Source organism: Stappia indica (genome assembly GCF_009789575.1).
GTDB lineage: Bacteria > Pseudomonadota > Alphaproteobacteria > Rhizobiales > Stappiaceae > Stappia > Stappia indica_A.
In genome coordinates this window covers 2,160,459-2,177,335 of sequence record NZ_CP046908.1, presented here as the reverse complement: position 1 = coordinate 2,177,335, position 16,877 = coordinate 2,160,459, and the positions used below count along the sequence as shown (strand labels likewise).

Here is a 16,877-nt window from a genome sequence, read left to right as displayed (position 1 = left end):
AGGAGGGTGCGGGGCATACTAAGGTCCCTTCCGGGAAAAGCAAACGCTATACGCCAAAGTGTATAATTTCGTGATATACGTTTTGGCGTATAAAATCAGATTATACGCTGTATCATATATTTACCGGATATCGGGTTTGGCGTATAAAGTTGCGAGGAGGCCAGCATGAGCGACCTTGCACGCAGTCCGAAGCAGATCGGCAGCATCATCCGGCGTGCCCGCAAGAAGCGGGGACTGAGCCAGATGGATCTCAGCGAGCGAACCGGTCTTCGGCAGGGCACGATCTCGCTCATCGAGACCGGCAATCCGGCTGCACGTATCGAGACGCTGCTGGCCATCCTGGCGGCGCTCGATCTCGATTTCAGGATCGGTGCGCGCGAGGCCGGAACGTCATCTGCCGACGATCTCGAAGATCTGCTTCGATAATGGGGCGCCGACCGACATATCCGCCCCTGCGGGTCTATCAGAACGGAGGCCTCGTCGGCCTTCTGCTGAAGGAGCCGGGCGGAGGCGTTGCATTCCGCTATGACGCCGGGTGGCTGGAGCGGGCCAAGGCGGTCCCGGTTTCCTTGTCGCTGCCTCTGCGGGAAGATGCCTATCGCGGGGAGCCGGTCCTTGCGGTGTTCGAGAACCTGCTGCCGGATTCCGACGCCCTGCGCCGACGGGTGGCCGAGACGGTGGGCGCTCGGGGGATCGATGCCTTCGCCATGCTGTCGCGGATCGGCCGCGATTGCGTCGGGGCCCTGCAGTTCGTTGCCGGCGACGAAGAGCGCAAGGAGGACAGCCCCTCGAATGGCGAAGTCCTGGACGAGGCTGCCGTCGAACGGGTCCTGCAGAACCTTACAAGGGCACCGCTGGGTATCGAGCGGGACGAAGATTTCCGGATCTCGCTTGCCGGCGTCCAGGAAAAGACGGCTCTCCTGCGCCATGACGGACGCTGGCTGAAACCGCATGGAACAACGCCGACGACGCATATCTTCAAGACGCAGATCGGCGTGTTGCCCGGCGGGATCAACCTCACCGACAGCGTGGAGAACGAGTTCTACTGCCTGAAACTGGCCGAGGCCTTCGGGCTTTCGGTCAACGCGGCGGAGATATGCCGCTTCGGAGAGACGAAAGCGCTGGTGATCGAGCGCTTCGACCGTTTGCGAACACGGGACGGCCGCTTGCTGCGGCTGCCCCAGGAAGACTGCTGCCAGGCCCTGTCGGTGCCCCCGACGCTCAAGTGCCAGAGCGACGGCGGGCCGGGCATGGTCGAGGTGCTCGACCTGCTCAAGGGAAGCGATACGCCGCTTGAGGATCAGGAGCGGTTCCTGGCCGCCCAGCTCTTCTTCTGGGCGATCGGGGCAACGGACGGGCATGCGAAGAACTTCAGCCTCTTTCTGAGGCCGGGCGGTGCGTTTCGTCTGACACCGTTCTACGACATCCTCACTGTCCAGCCGCTGCTGGATGCCCGCCAGATCGCGCAACGGCAGATGAAGCTCGCCATGTCTGCCGGCCGCAATCGGCACTATCATGTGGACGAGATACAGCCACGGCACTTTCTGCAGACGGCCGGATTGGCCAGTGTCGCCGAAAGAACGGCGTTGCGTGCGCTGGAGCACGTGGCCGGCAGGTTTGAGCGCGCTTTCGAAGAGGTGGAACAGGCGTTGCCGCCTGGGTTTCCCGAGCGGATCCATGCCTCGGTCAGGGACGCGGCCACGCCGCGCATTGCGGCGATCTCCCGCCTGTTGCAGGAACGGTGAGTTGCTTGAGGGGCGACGCCCTCCCACCTAAGCAAACTTCCCATTCGCCGAATGTATAGGGCCGCAAGGCTTGCCTTCCCCGTTTCGGTGACGGCAGATACGCAGTCGAAGACGTCCGGCAGCCGGGCGGGGGCGAGGAGGTCCCTGCGCATGCGACGGGCGGGACAAGGTCCGGCCTGCACGCCCCGCGCGGCGGCAGGACCGGAAGCGACAGGGAGGAGACATCCAGATGGCCAGCCGTTATCACGAGGTCTACGAGGCGTGGCAGCGCGATCCGGAGGCCTTCTGGGCGAAGGCCGCGACCGAGATCGACTGGGTGAAGCCCTGGGACAAGGTCTTCGACCCGTCGATGGGCGGCTACGGCCAGTGGTTCGCGGGTGCGGAGTGCAACACCTGCTACAACTGCCTCGACCGGCATGTGGAGCGCGGACGCCCCGGCCAGCCGGCGATCATCTATGACAGCCCGATCACCGGCGCCAAGGCCGTCTTCACCTATGAGGAGACGCTGGCGCGGGTCAATGCGATGGCCGCGGTGCTGGCCGATCACGGGATCGGCAAGGGCGACCGCGTCATCGTCTACATGCCGATGATCCCGGAGGCGGTGATGGCGATGTTGGCCTGCGCCAGGCTCGGCGCGGTGCATTCGGTCGTCTTCGGCGGCTTTGCCGCGCGCGAACTCGCCACCCGCATCGACGATGCGACGCCGAAGGCGATCATCGCCGCGTCCTGCGGCATAGAGCCGGGCCGGGTGGTGGCCTACAAGCCGCTGCTGGATGCCGCCATCGACATGTCCCGGCACAAGCCGGAGGCCACGTTCGTGCTGCAGCGGGGGCAGGCCGAGGCGTCGCTGGCAGGCGAACGCGATCACGATTTCGGCGCTCTCACCGATGATGCGCTGGCGCAGGGGCGCGAGGTGCCTTGCGTCCCGGTGAAGGCGACCGATCCGCTCTATATCCTCTACACCTCCGGCACGACGGGCCAGCCGAAGGGCGTGGTGCGCGACAATGGCGGCCACATGGTGGCGCTGAAATGGACCATGGCGAACCATTACGGCGTGGAGCCGGGCGAGGTGTTCTGGGCGGCCTCCGATGTCGGCTGGGTCGTCGGGCATTCCTACATCGTCTATGCGCCGCTGCTGCACGGGGCGACCACGGTCGTTTTCGAGGGCAAGCCCATCGGCACGCCCGATGCCGGCGTGTTCTGGCGGGTGATTGCCGAGCATCACGTGGTGAGCCTGTTCACCGCGCCGACCGCCTTCCGTGCGATCAAGAAGGAAGACCCGGACGGCAAGCTGATCGGCGAGTACGACCTTGCCTCCTTCCGCACCCTGTTCCTGGCCGGCGAGCGCGCCGACCCGGACACGATCGCCTGGGCCGAGGACAAGCTCGGTGTGCCGGTGATCGACCACTGGTGGCAGACGGAGACGGGCTGGCCGATCGTCGGCAATCCGGTCGGGCTCGGCATGCTGCCGGTCAAGCACGGTTCGCCGACCGTGCCCATGCCCGGCTACGACGTGCAGGTGGTGGACGATGCCGGGCACCCGGTCGCCAGGGGCGCGCTCGGCAATGTGGTGATCAAACTGCCGCTGCCGCCGGGCTGCCTGCCGACGCTGTGGAACGCGCCGGAGCGGTTCCACGCCAGCTATCTGGAGGAGTTTCCCGGCTACTACAAGACGGCGGATGCCGGCCTGATGGACGAGGACGGCTATCTCTTCATCATGGCGCGCACCGACGACATCATCAACGTGGCGGGCCACCGCCTGTCGACGGGCGCCATGGAAGAGGTGCTGGCGAGCCACAAGGACGTGGCCGAATGCGCGGTGATCGGCGTTGCCGACCAGCTCAAGGGCCAGGCGCCCTGCGGCTTCGTCGTGCTGAAGGCCGGCGTCAACCGGCCGCATTCGGAGATCGAGAAGGAACTCGTCGCCCTGGTGCGCGAGAAGATCGGTCCCGTCGCCGCGTTCAAGCTGGCGATCACCGTCGAGCGGCTGCCGAAGACCCGGTCGGGCAAGATCCTGCGCGCCACCATGCGCCAGGTCGCGGACGGCGCGGAGTACCGGATGCCGGCGACAATCGACGATCCGGCGATCATCGACGAGATCGCCGCGGCGCTGAAGGAGCGCGGCCTGCCCGGCGCCGGCTGAGCGGCGGGCGCATACGGGCCGCCTGCGCGGGCGTGCGGCCCGGTTCTCCAGACGCTTTTGCCGCTCGCGCATCGACAGGGGCAGCGGCGCGGCCTATGTTCGCCCGCTGAGATGGCTGCCCCGCCGGGGCGGCCTGTCCCGAAATTGCGTGAACAGACAGCAGCGAGGAACCCCGTGTCCCTGGAAAACAAGGTTGCCATCGTCACCGGCGCGGCCGGCGGTATCGGCTACGCCATTGCGCGCCGTTTTCTCTCCGACGGCGCCAAGGTGGTCATCGCGGATGTGGACGATGCGCGCGGCGAGGCGGCCGAGGAGGAGCTGAAGGCCCTCGGCGAGGTGCGCTACGTGCATTGCAACGTCGCGGAGAAGCTCGACGTGCGCAACCTGGTGGCGGCGACGCTCGATGCCTTCGGCGACATCGACGTGCTGGTGAACAATGCCGGCATCGTCATCGGCGGCGACTTCCTGGATCTCGACGAGGCGGATTTCGACCGCGTGCTGTCGGTGAACCTGAAGGGCGCGTTCCTGTGCACCCAGGCGGTCGCGCGCCACATGGTCGACAAGGTGGAAGCGGGCGGTGCGCCCGGCGTCATCATCAACATGTCGTCCGTGAACGCCGTCTTCGCCATCGCCAACCAGGTGCCCTATTCGATCTCCAAGGGCGGCATGAACCAGCTGACCAAGGTCGCGGCGCTGTCGCTGGCGCCCTACGGCATCCGCGTCAACGGCATCGGCCCCGGCTCGATCATGACCGACATGCTGGCCTCGGTGAACTCGGACAAGGCGGCGCGCATGCGGGTGCTCTCGCGCACCCCGCTCGGCCGGGTCGGCGAGCCGTCGGAGATCGCCGGTGTCGCGGCCTTCCTCGCCTCGGACGATTCCAGCTACATGACCGGCCAGACGCTCTATGCCGATGGCGGGCGCCTGCCGCTGAACTACACGGTGCCGGTCGCCGAAGAGGACTGAGCCGGCTCCTTCGGTTCGATGCGACAAAAAAGGCCGGGCGCCCGCAGCGTCCGGCCTTTTCGTATTCGCAGGGAGCCTTGAAGGCGCTCTACTCGGCGGCGGAACTGCGACCGTCGCGCGGGCTGTCGAAGGCCTGCGCCCCGCTCTCGAACTGCAGCTTGGCGAGCTTGGCATAAAGGCCGCCGCGCGAGACGAGATCGGCGTGGGTGCCGCTTTCGACGATGCGCCCCCCCTCCATCACGATGATCCGGTCGGATTTCAGCACGGTGGCAAGGCGATGGGCGATCACCAGCGTGGTGCGCCCCTGCATCAATCCTTCCAGCGCCGTCTGCACCAGCGTCTCGCTCTCGGCATCGAGCGCGCTGGTCGCCTCGTCGAGCAGCAGGATCGGCGCATCCTTCAAGATGGCGCGGGCGATGGCGATGCGCTGGCGCTGACCGCCGGACAGGGTGATGCCGCGCTCGCCCACAGCCGTGTCGTAGCCCTCGGGCAGGGCACGGATGAACTCGTCGGCAAAGGCCGAGCGGGCAGCTGCCTCGATCTCCGCGCGGGTCGCATCGGGCCGGCCGAAGGCGATGTTGTCGGCGATGCTGGCGGCGAAGACCGTGGTGTCCTGCGGCACAAGCGCGATCTGGCGGCGCAGGTCGAGCGGATCGCAGTCGCGCAAGGAGACGCCATCGACACGCACGCTGCCGCTGGTGGGATCGTAGAAGCGCATCAACAGGTGGAAGAGGGTCGACTTGCCGGCGCCCGACGGGCCGACGATGGCGACGGTCTCGCCGGGCGCAACGTCGAGGCTGACATCGGTGAGCACGGGCAACCCGCCGCCGGCACCATAGGCGAAGGAGACGCTGTCGAGCCCGACCGCACCCGACAGGCGCGGCGGCAGCTTCACCGGATTGGCCGGCGCGGCGATTTCCGGCTCGATCTTCAGCAACTCGGACAGGCGCTCCGCGGCGCCGGCCGCCAGCGAGATCTCGCCCCAGACCTGGCTGAGCTCGCCGAGGGCGCCGGCGGCGAAGATCGAGTAAAGCAGGAACTGGCCGAGCTCGCCTGCGGTGATGCGGCCGACGAAGACGTCGCTGGCGCCGACCCACAGCACGGTGACGACGCTGCCGGCGATGACGAACATCGCGAAGGCGGTGAGCAGGGCGCGGGCGAAGATCGCCGTGCGTGCGGCGCGGAAGGCCTCCTCGACGCTGCTGCCGAAACGCAGGCTGGCAAGCGCCTCGTTGGTGAAGGCCTGCAGGGTGCGCACGGCGCCGAGGGTCTCGGAGGCATAGGCGGAGGCGTCGGCCAGCGTGTCCTGCGCATGGCGCGAGCGGCGGCGCACGCTGCGGCCGAAGGCGATGAGCGGCAGGACGATGATCGGAATGGCGCCGAGCACGAACATCGACAGGCGCGGGCTGGTGACGACCATCATCGCCGAGGCGCCGAGGAACATCATCAGGTTGCGCATGGCGATCGAGGCGCTGGCGCCGACGGCGGACTTGACCTGGGTGGCGTCGGCCGTGAGGCGCGAGACCATCTCGCCGGAGCGGGCGCTGTCGAAATAGCCGGGGGACAGGCGGATGATGTGGCTGTAGACGTCGGCCCGCAGGTCCGCGACGATCCGCTCGCCGAGCGAGGTGACCATGTAGTAGCGCAGGGCCGAGAAGGTGGCGAGCGCGGCGGCGACGAGAATGAGCACCGAGAAATAGTTGTCGACGAGGGACGGGTCGTCGGCGCCGAAGCCGAAATCGATCATCCGGCGGATGGCGACCGGCAGGAGGAGCGTCGTGCCTGCCGCGCCCATGAGCGCCAGCAGCGCCAGCAGCGCACGCCCCCGATACCGGACCAGGTAGGGAAGAAGGGTGGCCAATGGCCGGAGGTCGCGTTTTCCGCCGCGATCGGGCGTTGAAGGGGAACCGTATCGGGACACGCTTGTTCTTGCTCTCTGTTCCTGCCGGGTGCCTGGCGGACCATACCGGTTCGAGGCGGCAAGGCCAACCTGCGCAAGCGGTCGCATTTGTCGCGGCAGCTCGGACGGGCGGGGGCGGAAACTCGGCTTTGCGGCCTTGTTTTCGGCCGGGGGATAGGCTATAGGCTCGCGCTCAAGGTTTCAGGTGCTGCGCGTTTGCCCGCGTAGCCCGCCAAAGAATCCGTGACTTCGTCAAGAAGCTGCGACACGCCGCCACCGGGCGCGCCTGTCCTGCCGGACGGACGGGGACACGCCGACAACTCCAACATGAATGCGCCGCGCCTCCCCAGGGCCGGTGTAAGCCGCAGGCACGGGGACGAGAAGATGAAGAAGGACATTCATCCCGACTACCACTCCATCAAGGTGGTCATGACGGACGGCACCGAGTTCCACACGCGCTCGACCTATGGCGAGGACGGCGACTCGCTGCAGCTCGACATCGATCCGCGCACCCATCCGGCATGGACCGGCGGCGACCGCCAGCTCATGGACCGCGGCGGCCGCGTCTCGCGCTTCAAGAACAAGTACGCCGGTTTCCTGGGCAACTGATTGCCCGGAAATCAGCTCCGCCCTTTCGGGTGGTTGCAAACACGAAAAACCCCGGATGCCTCAGGCTCCGGGGTTTTTTCGTTGCGGGTTTTTCGGTGCGGATGAGTCGGACGGGAACTTTCGAAAAAGGAGCGCCCCCTTGCGAGGGCGCGCCCCGTTGGCCGAGAGGCCTCTCAGCCGAGCGTGTTGCGACGTCCGCCGAAGGCGGCGCTGAGCACATCGAGCTGGACCGCGACGGGATTGTCGACCGGGACCGGCTCGGCGTGGCGGCTCTCGTAGATCATCCTGTCGAGATGCTGGATCCGCTCCTGCAGGCGCACCGAGCGCTCGATCAGGTCGCGCAGCTCCTCGGGCAGTTCCTGCCAGCCGGGACCGCCGCGCGTGGAGGAGAGCGTGTCGAGGCGTACCTTGTTCTTCTCGCTGCCGGCCTGCTCGGCCGACATCTCGCCCTCGTTGACGGCGCGCTGGAGCAGCAGCCAGGAGGCCATCTGCATCAGCCGTGTCGTCAGGCGCATCGATTCCGTCGCATAGGCGAGGGAACCTGCGCGCGGCAGCGACTTCGACTGCACCCGCCCTTCGCCGTCGAGATAGGCGGCGGTCTCCTCGACCAGGGCCATTCCGTCCCGGAAGAGAGCGGAGAACATCTCCGAATTGGCGAGCCGGTCGGCGAAGTCGATGGTGCTTCGCCGCGTGGATGAGAACCAGTCCGTCATGCGCCAGTGCCTCCTGTCCAGCTTTGTCTCAATACCTGGCGACCGCGGTGCCTGCCGGCGCTTCTGCGAGGCCTTGGCAGAGCAATTGTCCCAAATCGGGCCATTGCGGTCGGGTCAAAGTGTATCTTGCAATCGGCGTGCCAGACCGTCTGGCGCAGGCGGACAGCACGCAACAGGGGATACACCGAAGGAGCCGGCAAAAAAAGAGCCGCGGTGTCCGCGGCTCGAAGTCATTAACAGGGAGGCGTCAAACAGAGTGGACAGGAGCCACTCGAAATCCAGATGACTGGATACCCACAGTTATGAATTAGAAAGCTTAATAAATAGTAAATGGCTAAATTTTTAATGAATCTGCTTGCGTGACGCGAGGGCGCTCAAAGTCAAATTTGAAGTAAATATCGTGGGTTAACTATGGTGTCGCCGGTTGCGCGATCATTTGCGAAACAGGGCGTCGGCAGCTGCAAGCACGCCGCCGCGCGCGTCCCGCTCCCGTTCGGTGCGGGAAATCTCTTCTGTCAAGCGTTCAATGCGCAGCGTCAATTCATCCACAGACAGTCGCGACAGGTCTTCGCCCACCACCACCACGGCAGCCACTGTGATCGGCTTCGAATCGAACTCGTCCCGCATCTTGCGCGTTCTCCTCTTGCGTCCCCGCAGCGCCTCGACCCGGGACAGGATGTGCACCCAAGCACGTGCACGTCAATTGTCAGGCCTTGCGGGACGTCTTAAACCGGGACTCGAGACAGATCGAGCACGGGACCCGAAAGGGCGGCCCAAAGGAGGATTGGCACGATGAGCGACACCCCCCGCATGATGACGGCAATCGGGTTCGAGACACCTGGCGGGCCGGATGTGCTGGTGCCGATGGAGCGTCCCGTTCCCGCGGCGGCCGCCGGCGAGGTGCTGATCCGTGTCGAGGCTGCCGGCGTCAACCGTCCCGACGTCATCCAGCGCATGGGCCACTATCCCCCGCCCCCGGGCGTCACGGACATTCCCGGTCTCGAGGTCGCGGGCACGGTCGTGGCGCTCGGCCCCGACGTCTCGAGCATTGCGGTGGGCGACAAGGTCTGCGCCCTGGTGCCGGGCGGAGGCTATGCCGAGTATGTGGCGGCCCCTGCCGGAAGCGTCCTGCCCGTCCCTGCCGGCCTCACCATGGCCGAGGCGGCGGCGCTGCCCGAGACGTTCTTCACCGTGTGGACCAACGTGTTCGACCGGGTCGGGCTGAAGGCGGGCGAGCGGTTCCTGGTGCATGGCGGCACGTCGGGGATCGGCACGACGGCGATCCAGCTGGCGAAGGCCTTCGGCGCGGAGGTCTTCACGACGGTCGGTTCGGAGGAAAAGGCCGAGGCCGTGCGCAAGCTCGGCGCGGACCATGCGATCAACTACAACAAGACCGATTTCGTCGAGGCGGTGCTGGAGGCGACCGGCGGCCACGGGGTCGAGGTGATCCTCGACATGGTCGGCGGCGACTATGTGGAGCGGAACTGGAAAGTGGCCGCCGTCGAGGGACGGATCTGCCAGATCGCGACGCTGAACGGGGTTGCCGAAAACGTCAATTTCTCGCGATTGATGGTCAAGCGGCTGGTCCATACGGGCTCGACGCTGCGCCCGCGCGAGGCCGCTTTCAAGGCGGCGATCGCTGCCCGCCTGCGCGAAAAGGTGTGGCCGCTGATCGAGGCGGGTACGGTGCGGCCGGTGATGGACTCCACCTTTCCGCTCGCAGAAGCCGCTGCGGCACATGCGCGAATGGAGAGCTCCGGACACATCGGAAAGATCGTGCTTTTGACGGGAGCCGCGACGTGATCCATGTTTGATTTCATGGCAGGGAGCGCGTATAAGCCTTGCAGTTCCCCTTCCATGCGACAGATGATTTTGGCTTTGCCGGCTCCTGCGCTCACAAGTGCGGTTCCCGGCGGAGCGAACAGGAGGCATTACACATGGCGACAACTCCCTTGATGCCCAAGGCGACGGCCGTGTGGCTCGTGGACAACACGTCTCTCAGCTTCGACCAGATTGCCGATTTCTGCAGGCTCCACCCGCTCGAGGTGAAGGCGATTGCCGATGGCGAGGCCGCCCAGGGCATCAAGGGCCTCGATCCGGTGATGACCGGCCAGCTCACCCGCGAGGAGATCGAGAAGGCACAGGGCGACACGGGTTACCGGCTGAAGCTGCAGGAGCCGAAGACCCGCGTGCCGGAGAGCAAGCGCAAGGGACCGCGCTACACGCCGGTCTCGCGCCGCCAGGATCGCCCGAACGCGATCCTGTGGCTGGTGCGCAACCACCCGGAGCTGAAGGATTCGCAGATCATGCGCATGGTCGGCACGACCAAGCCGACGATCCTGGCGATCCGCGAGCGCACCCACTGGAACTCCAACAACCTGACCCCGATGGATCCGGTGACGCTCGGCCTGTGCAGCCAGATCGAGCTCGACATGGAAGTCGAGAAGGCCTCGAAGAACCTGCCGCCGCGTCCCGAGGGCGAGCACTACGAGGAGACGCTGCTGCCGGTCGACGAGACCACCTCGGAGGACGCGATGGCAGCCGCCTTCGCCCGTCCCGCTCCCTCGCAGCCGAAGGACGAGGAAATCGACGCCGCCGCGGTGTTCGCCAAGCTCAACTCGCTCAAGGGCAAGCCCCGCGACGAGGACGAGGACGACTATTAAGTCGCTCGGAATGCGATGCGTGGAGCAGTCGGCCAGGCCCCGGCAGCTCCACGCATCCGATTTCGTGATTCATGTCTGGACTCTTTAAGGCCCTGACCTTATCTTTCTCATTGGAGGCTTTGCTGGCGACGGCATTGCCTTTTTTTATGGTTGCAACTCATTTCGCGCGCGAAGGTCATTGATCAGCTTGAAGCCGAATGTGTCATATCCCTTCTGACTTCGGTGGGTATACCGCAAGCGCATTACCTCCTCCGCAAATGGCCTAAGCTCTTGGCGCGATGGTTCGTTCATATTCTGAAAGCGGATACCCCAACTGATAATATAAGCGATCAGGTCGGCGACCTGAATCATGGTTGTTAGGTCGCTGTGTACGAAAAATGGCTCGGGAATGATGAGGCGTGACCGAGTTCGTCCATTTTGTGTTCGCGTAAAATAGCGCGATACCTGCTCGAGCAGTAGATGACAGGAACTCTTGTCTAATTCATCGAAGACGAGATACCCCATCTGCCTATCTTCTTTCGTGTTTAGAAAATGAAAGAAGCGTTCAAACAGGTAAGCATAGTCCTTTCGGAGTCCATCCAAGCGTGGTCGAGGTGCCACTTGAGGCACAATTGATGCGAAAGCGACTGCATTTGCCTCGCGAGTGAGGCGCAAAGCCTCATGTACGTAGGTTAATTTAGCTTGAGCCAGCGCTGTTAGGTTTAGGCGAGTTGCGCGATCTCCATCCTGTAGTATCTCTAAAGCCAACCTTGTGCGTTCCTCTTGAGGCAATAAATCTAATTGTGCCGCATGTTTGAATACCTTTCTCTTGAGTAACTTTGTAGCTTTCGCTTCATTCTCATATGCTTCGAAAAGGTTGATTCCAAAATGCCGCTTTTGCGCTTGTGATAGAGCCTTAATTAGCCGCCATAGCTTGAAGTCCTCGATGGCGACCCCGGCGAGGACCTCGTATGGAGAACTTCTTCGATCCTGTCCAGATTCATCAATAAAAAGCGTCCAACTCATTGTTTGCCCCGGTGTTAAAACTTCGGGAATTTTGGATAAAATAATATGGATTACGCGATTTGCCGCACTTCCGGTGCGCCAAATATAGATCGACCAGCGAAAGTCAGCGCTCGGTCAGCTTCAGCTCGATGCGCCGGTTGCGGGCGAGCGCCTCGTCGCTGTCGCCTTCCTCCAGCGGCTGGAATTCGCCGAAGCCGGCGGCGACCAGGCGCTTGGGATCGACGCCCTGGTCGATCAGGTAGCGCACCACCGAGATCGCGCGCGCGGCGGAGAGCTCCCAGTTGTTGCGGAAACGTCCGGTTCCCGACAGGGGGCGTGCATCGGTGTGGCCGTCGACGCGCAGGACCCAGTTGATCTCCGCCGGGATCTGGACGGCGAGCTCCTTGATCGCGTCGGCGAGTTTCTGCAGCTCTTCCTCGCCCGCCGGATTGATCGTCTCGGCGCCGGAGGAGAACAGCACTTCCGACTGGAACACGAACCGGTCGCCGACGACGCGGATGTCCGAGCGCTGGGACAGGATCTCGCGCAGGCGTCCGAAGAAGTCGGAGCGGTAGCGCGACAGTTCCTGCACGCGCTGGGCCAGCGCCACGTTCAGCCGGCGGCCGAGATCGGCGATCTTGGCCTGGCTTTCGCGATCACGCCCTTCCGAGGCATCGAGCGCATCCTCCAGCGCGGCGATCTGGCGGCGCAGGGCGGAAATCTGCTGGTTCAGCAGTTCGACCTGGGACAGGGCGCGCTGGGAGAGCCGGCGCTCTTCCTCCATCGCGCTTTCCATGCCCGCAAGGGCGCCGCCGGTCTGGCTGGCGCGGTCCGAGGAGGCATCGAGCAGGACCTGCAGGCGCTGCTGCTCGGCCTCGGCGTCGGTGAGGTTGGCGGTGAGGGTGGCGATGGTGTCCTGCAGGTCGCGGCTGCCGGCCCGCTCCAGCGCCAGCAGCTCGGTCAGCTCGGAGATCTGGGCATTGAGGCGGTTGAGGACGGTGTCGCGGCCCGACAGCTGCTGGCCGAGGAAGAACTGGGCGAGCACGAAGATGGACAGCAGGAAGATGATGACCAGCAGCAGCGATGCCATGGCATCGACGAAGCCGGGCCAGTAGTCCGTCCGTCCGTCCCGCCGCCTCATTCGCGTGCCGGCCATGGTCTAGAGCCCTTTCGGCGTCGGGCGTCCGCCAATCGGAAGCCCGGTGGCGCCGGCGATCTTGCGCCAATTCCCCGCGAGGCGGCTCATTTGGCCTCGTCCTTGATCCGTTCGAAGGCGGTGGACATGGTCTTCAGCAGATGCTCGATGCGCTTCTGCTGCTCGGATTGTTCGTCGGCCCAGTCGCGCATCATCTGCTGCTCGCTGCGCACATGCTGGACGAGGCCCTGGATGCCTTCCGCGAGATTGGCCATGGCAACGGCGGCATTGCGTCCCGCGCCGCCCCCGCCTTCGGAAACGGCCTTGCGCAGGTTGTCGATGGCAAAGCGCAGCTCGACGAGGCCGGAGCCACCGCCAGCGCTGTCTTCCGGCTCGATGTCGGTCAGGGTGGTCAGCCAGTCTTCCAGCTCGTTGTAGAAGCGGTTCTGCGCCTGGCCGGCCTGCAGGTCGAGAAAGCCGAGGATCAGCGATCCGGTAAGGCCGAACAGCGAGGACGAGAAGGCGGTGCCCATGCCCGCAAGCGGGGCCTCGAGACCGGCCTTCAGGTCCTCGAAGATGACATTGGCATCGCCCGAGCCGACATCGAGGCTCTGGATCGTGATGTTGACCGAGCCGACGGTCTGCAGCAGCCCCCAGAAGGTGCCGAGCAGGCCGAGGAAGACGAGCAGGCCGGTCAGGTAGCGCGCCATCTCGCGCGCCTCGTCGAGGCGCATGCCGATGGAATCGAGGATCGAGCGGGTCGTCGCGGGCGACAGGATCGTGTCGCCGGCGCGGTTGCCGAGCAGCGTCGCCATCGGCGCCAGCAGCACGGGCGGGCGGCGAACCTCGATGCCCGGGTCTCCGAGCCGGAAGCCGTTCACCCAGTTCACCTCCGGCATCAGGCGGATCACCTGGCGGATGGCGAGCAGGATGCCGACGAGGCCGGTGCCGATGATCAGCCCGTTGAGACCGGGATTGCTCATGAAGGCGGAGGCGATCTGGCGGTAGAGGATCAGCGCGATGAACGCGACCACCGCCAGGAAGATGATCATCCGGATCAGATAGACCCAGGGACTGGACAGGCTGTACGGATCATAGGCACGCGCCATGACGGCTTGTCTTCTCCCTGTTGAGGACAAGCCCTTGATAGCGTGATTTTCACCGGCCTGAAAAGCCGTAATGTCGGTGGGGCGTCCTGCCGCAGGGGCAGCCGTCAGCTGCGGGCGTTCTTCAGAAGCGCGCGCAGCTGGGCCTGGACCTGCTCGTTGCCGGCGACGATCGAGCGGGTCTCGAACATCTTCTCGCCGCCGTCGATGTCGGTGACGTAGCCGCCGGCCTCGCGGACCAGCAGCAGGCCGGCCGCCATGTCCCAGGGCGACAGGCCGTGCTCCCAGAAGCCGTCGAAGCGGCCGGCAGCGGTCCAGGCAAGGTCGAGGGCGGCGGCGCCGCAGCGACGGATGCCGGCGACTTCGCCCATGACGTGGCGCAGTTCCTTCAGGGTGCGGGCATGGTCGCCGACGCCGAGGAAGGGAATGCCGGTGGCGATGACGCAATCCGGCATGGCCTTGCGGGCGGCAACGCGCAGGCGGCGGTCGTTGAGGAAGGCGCCGCGGCCGCGCTCGGCGGTGAACAGCTCGTCCATCGCCGGGTTGTAGATGACGCCGGCGACGATGACCCCGTCGCGCTCGAGCGCGATGGAGACGTTGAACATCGGGATGCCGTGCAGGAAGTTCGTGGTGCCGTCGAGCGGATCGACGATCCAGCGATGCTGCGGGTCCTCGCCCTCGATGACGCCGGACTCTTCCATCAGGAAACCGTAGCTAGGGCGTGCCTTCTGCAGCTCCGCACGCACGATCCTCTCGGCGGCGATGTCGGCAGCCGACACGAAGTCGCTCGGGCCCTTGCGCGAGACCTGCAGGTTCTCGACCTCGCCGAAATCGCGAGCGAGGCTGCGACCGGCCTTCAGCGCGGCCTGGACCATGACATTCAGGATGGCGGAGCGGGACATGGCGGTTCCTGGAAAATTCCTGGCGGGGGCTGCCGGATGGCGTGCCCTTCGGGAGAAGTCGGGAGGCCGGCGGCACCATCAGGGCCGCCGGCGAACAGGCAAGCTCAGTCGGCGCGGCGGACGTATTCGACCAGCTCGGTGTCGACGATGATCTTCTCGCCCGCGGTGATGAACGGCGGGACCATGACGCGCACGCCGTTCTCCAGCATGGCCGGCTTGTAGGACGAGGACTGGGTCTGGCCCTTCACCACGGCGTCGGCCTCGGTGATCTCCAGCGTCACATACTGCGGCAGGGTGATGCCGATGGGACGCTCCTCGTGCATCTCGAGCGTGACCATCATGCCGTCCTGCAGGAAGGCGGCGCGCTCGCCGACGAAGTCGGCCTGCAGCTCGATCTGCTCGTAGGTCTCGGTGTTCATGAACACCAGCATGTCTTCCTGCGGATAGAGATACTGGAAGTCCTTCTGCTCGAGACGGACGCGCTCGACCTTGTCGGCGGAGCGGAAGCGCTCGTTGAGCTTGCGGCCGTCGATGAGGTTCTTCATCTCGACCTGCGCGAAAGCGCCGCCCTTGCCCGGCTTCACGTGCTCGACCTTGACCACGGCCCAGAGCGTTTCCTGGTGCTGCAGCACGTTGCCGGGCTTGATCTCGTTTCCGTTGATCTTCATGTTCTCGTTCCGTCTCCAAAGGTCCTGCGGCGAATCGCTCCGCGGGGGCCATCCGCTGGCCCCAGCCGCAGGCGTGTCCGGCGCCGCCGAGGTCGCCGAGCCCGATCCGGACCTGGTTCCTGGAAAAGGCGCCGTCGCGTCGGCCGGGCACATTGTCTGGTGCGCGGCCTGTCCACCACACTTCCGGTTGCCAATCAAGCAAAAAGGCGGTTTCGCCGGCTCAGGGCGTGTTGTCGGGGTTCTCCACCACCGTCGGGTCGGCTGCGGCCGCATAGCGCTCGGCAAAGGCCATCGCCTTGGCCAGGGTTTCCGCGTCGATCGAGCCGAGCAGCCCGTCCATCTCCAGATCCGAAATGCCGAGGGCGCGGGCGGCCATGTGCCAGCCGGCGGCCTTTTCCAGGTCCACATCCCGGCCGCGGCCGAAGGCATAGGTCCGCGCGAGCCGGTTCATCGCGACCGGATTGCCGGCGCTGGCGGCACGCTCGAACCAGTCGGCCGCCTCCGCCTCGTCGGGGGCAACGCCCCGGCCGTTGAAGCGCAGGATGGCGTAGCGGACCTGGGCGCCGACATGGCCCTGGCGGGCGGCGCGGCCCATCCAGAAGGCGGCGCGCGTCTCGCTGCGGATGTCGGCAGGACCGTCGAGATAGAACTGGGCGAGCTGGAAGCGGGCATCGACATCGCCGAAATCGGCGGCCTTTTCCAGCAGCTCCAGCGCCCGGTCGGGATCGAGCGGGCGCCCCTCGCCGGTGCGATAGAGGCCGGCGAGATTGTAGATCGCCTCCGGAATCCCGTCATTGGCCGCGAGCTCGAACATGTCGCCGGCCTTCACCTTGTCTTGCGGAACGCCGAGCCCGTTGAGCAGCATGAGACCGTAGCGCAGGGCCGCGCGCGTATTGCCGCTAGAGGAGGCAAGCTGGTACCAGCTCGCCGCTCGCTCGGCATCCTGCGGCAGGCCGCGGCCGGTCTCGTAGAGCACGCCGAGGAGCGTCTGGGCGGCCGCGTCGCCGGCTTCCGCGCGCGGGGTGGCGAGCGAGAGGGCGGTCAGGTACCAGCCGCGCTGGAAGGCGCCATAGGCGTAGTCGCGCACTTCGCCGTCGATCTCCAGCGGCAGGGGCGGGGCGACGCTGGTCGGCGGCACGAGAAGGGGAATGTCCTGGTCGCCGCCCGCCGGCTGCTGCGGCAGGGTGGACAGGCGCTTGGAAATCTCCGCGGCCGAGGGCATGACGCCTGCGCCGGGAAGATCGGATGCGGGCGCTGCCCCGGCCGCGGCCGGGGCTTGCGATGGCGAAGGCGCGCCGGACGGCGCCTCGGGGGCGGAGGCAGGCTGCGGAGCAGGGGCAGTC

Annotated in this window: 16 protein-coding genes; 7 read left to right on the top strand and 9 right to left on the bottom strand. The window is 65.7% G+C overall.

Annotation, left to right across the window (positions count from 1 at the left end; translation table 11 throughout):
- The first annotated feature begins 165 nt into the window (after positions 1–165).
- From GH266_RS10230 to GH266_RS10215, 4 genes are all read left to right on the top strand, one after another.
- The gene (locus GH266_RS10230; protein ID WP_158193822.1) at positions 166–426 is read left to right on the top strand and encodes a helix-turn-helix domain-containing protein; all 261 of its coding nucleotides are present in this window, start codon (positions 166–168) and stop codon (positions 424–426) included.
- Entirely contained in the window at positions 426–1,745 is a 1,320-nt protein-coding gene (locus tag GH266_RS10225; protein ID WP_158193821.1) for a type II toxin-antitoxin system HipA family toxin, read from the top strand. The genes GH266_RS10230 and GH266_RS10225 overlap by 1 nt, the downstream gene beginning before the upstream one ends.
- A gap of 229 nt (positions 1,746–1,974) precedes the next feature.
- The gene (locus GH266_RS10220) at positions 1,975–3,888 is read left to right on the top strand and encodes a propionyl-CoA synthetase (protein WP_158193820.1); all 1,914 of its coding nucleotides are present in this window, start codon (positions 1,975–1,977) and stop codon (positions 3,886–3,888) included.
- Positions 3,889–4,062: 174 nt separating this feature from the next.
- Positions 4,063–4,854, top strand: coding sequence for an SDR family NAD(P)-dependent oxidoreductase (locus tag GH266_RS10215; RefSeq protein ID WP_158193819.1), 792 nt, complete (start codon positions 4,063–4,065; stop codon positions 4,852–4,854).
- A gap of 88 nt (positions 4,855–4,942) precedes the next feature.
- Here the strand turns inward: GH266_RS10215 and GH266_RS10210 are convergent, their stop codons facing one another.
- A complete protein-coding gene (locus GH266_RS10210; RefSeq protein ID WP_158193818.1) occupies positions 4,943–6,862 on the bottom strand; it encodes an ABC transporter transmembrane domain-containing protein in 1,920 nt (639 codons plus the stop codon).
- A gap of 276 nt (positions 6,863–7,138) precedes the next feature.
- Between GH266_RS10210 and rpmE the strand changes: the two genes are divergently transcribed.
- On the top strand, positions 7,139–7,363 hold the full coding sequence (rpmE, locus tag GH266_RS10205) for a 50S ribosomal protein L31 (RefSeq protein ID WP_067218687.1): 225 nt from the start codon (positions 7,139–7,141) through the stop codon (positions 7,361–7,363).
- A 173-nt stretch (positions 7,364–7,536) separates the two neighbouring features.
- Here rpmE and rcdA read toward each other — a convergent pair whose 3' ends face one another.
- Both rcdA and GH266_RS10195 read right to left on the bottom strand, forming a co-directional pair.
- On the bottom strand, positions 7,537–8,076 hold the full coding sequence (gene rcdA, locus GH266_RS10200) for a protease adaptor protein RcdA (RefSeq protein WP_158193817.1): 540 nt from the start codon (positions 8,074–8,076) through the stop codon (positions 7,537–7,539).
- Between the two features lie 432 nt (positions 8,077–8,508).
- On the bottom strand, positions 8,509–8,703 hold the full coding sequence (locus GH266_RS10195) for a DUF1192 domain-containing protein (protein ID WP_158193816.1): 195 nt from the start codon (positions 8,701–8,703) through the stop codon (positions 8,509–8,511).
- Between the two features lie 165 nt (positions 8,704–8,868).
- On the opposite strand from GH266_RS10195, the gene GH266_RS10190 reads away from it, so the two are divergent.
- Positions 8,869–9,879 carry an NAD(P)H-quinone oxidoreductase gene (locus tag GH266_RS10190; RefSeq protein WP_158193815.1) on the top strand — a complete coding sequence of 337 codons (1,011 nt, stop codon included), beginning with the start codon at positions 8,869–8,871 and terminating at the stop codon, positions 9,877–9,879.
- 134 nt (positions 9,880–10,013) lie between these two features.
- On the top strand, positions 10,014–10,739 hold the full coding sequence (locus tag GH266_RS10185; protein ID WP_158193814.1) for a DUF1013 domain-containing protein: 726 nt from the start codon (positions 10,014–10,016) through the stop codon (positions 10,737–10,739).
- Between the two features lie 144 nt (positions 10,740–10,883).
- On the opposite strand, the gene GH266_RS10180 is transcribed toward GH266_RS10185, so the two are convergent.
- The 6 genes from GH266_RS10180 to GH266_RS10155 all read right to left on the bottom strand — a co-directional run bounded on the left by GH266_RS10180 (position 10,884) and on the right by GH266_RS10155 (position 16,756).
- Positions 10,884–11,744 (bottom strand): DUF3800 domain-containing protein, encoded by an 861-nt coding sequence (locus GH266_RS10180; protein WP_158193813.1) that lies wholly within the window; start codon positions 11,742–11,744, stop codon positions 10,884–10,886.
- Positions 11,745–11,847: 103 nt separating this feature from the next.
- Positions 11,848–12,879: a peptidoglycan -binding protein gene (locus tag GH266_RS10175; protein ID WP_158193812.1), complete on the bottom strand. Its 1,032-nt coding sequence runs from the start codon at positions 12,877–12,879 to the stop codon at positions 11,848–11,850.
- A gap of 86 nt (positions 12,880–12,965) precedes the next feature.
- Complete coding sequence (locus GH266_RS10170; protein WP_158193811.1) at positions 12,966–13,967, bottom strand: flagellar motor protein MotA; 1,002 nt, start codon at positions 13,965–13,967, stop codon at positions 12,966–12,968.
- Positions 13,968–14,071: 104 nt separating this feature from the next.
- The gene (locus tag GH266_RS10165) at positions 14,072–14,866 is read right to left on the bottom strand and encodes an inositol monophosphatase family protein (RefSeq protein WP_158193810.1); all 795 of its coding nucleotides are present in this window, start codon (positions 14,864–14,866) and stop codon (positions 14,072–14,074) included.
- 104 nt (positions 14,867–14,970) lie between these two features.
- A complete protein-coding gene (efp, locus tag GH266_RS10160) occupies positions 14,971–15,534 on the bottom strand; it encodes an elongation factor P (protein WP_067218707.1) in 564 nt (187 codons plus the stop codon).
- A gap of 220 nt (positions 15,535–15,754) precedes the next feature.
- Positions 15,755–16,756, bottom strand: a complete 1,002-nt coding sequence (locus GH266_RS10155; RefSeq protein ID WP_158193809.1) for a tetratricopeptide repeat protein — start codon at positions 16,754–16,756, stop codon at positions 15,755–15,757.
- Positions 16,757–16,877: the final 121 nt, after the last annotated feature.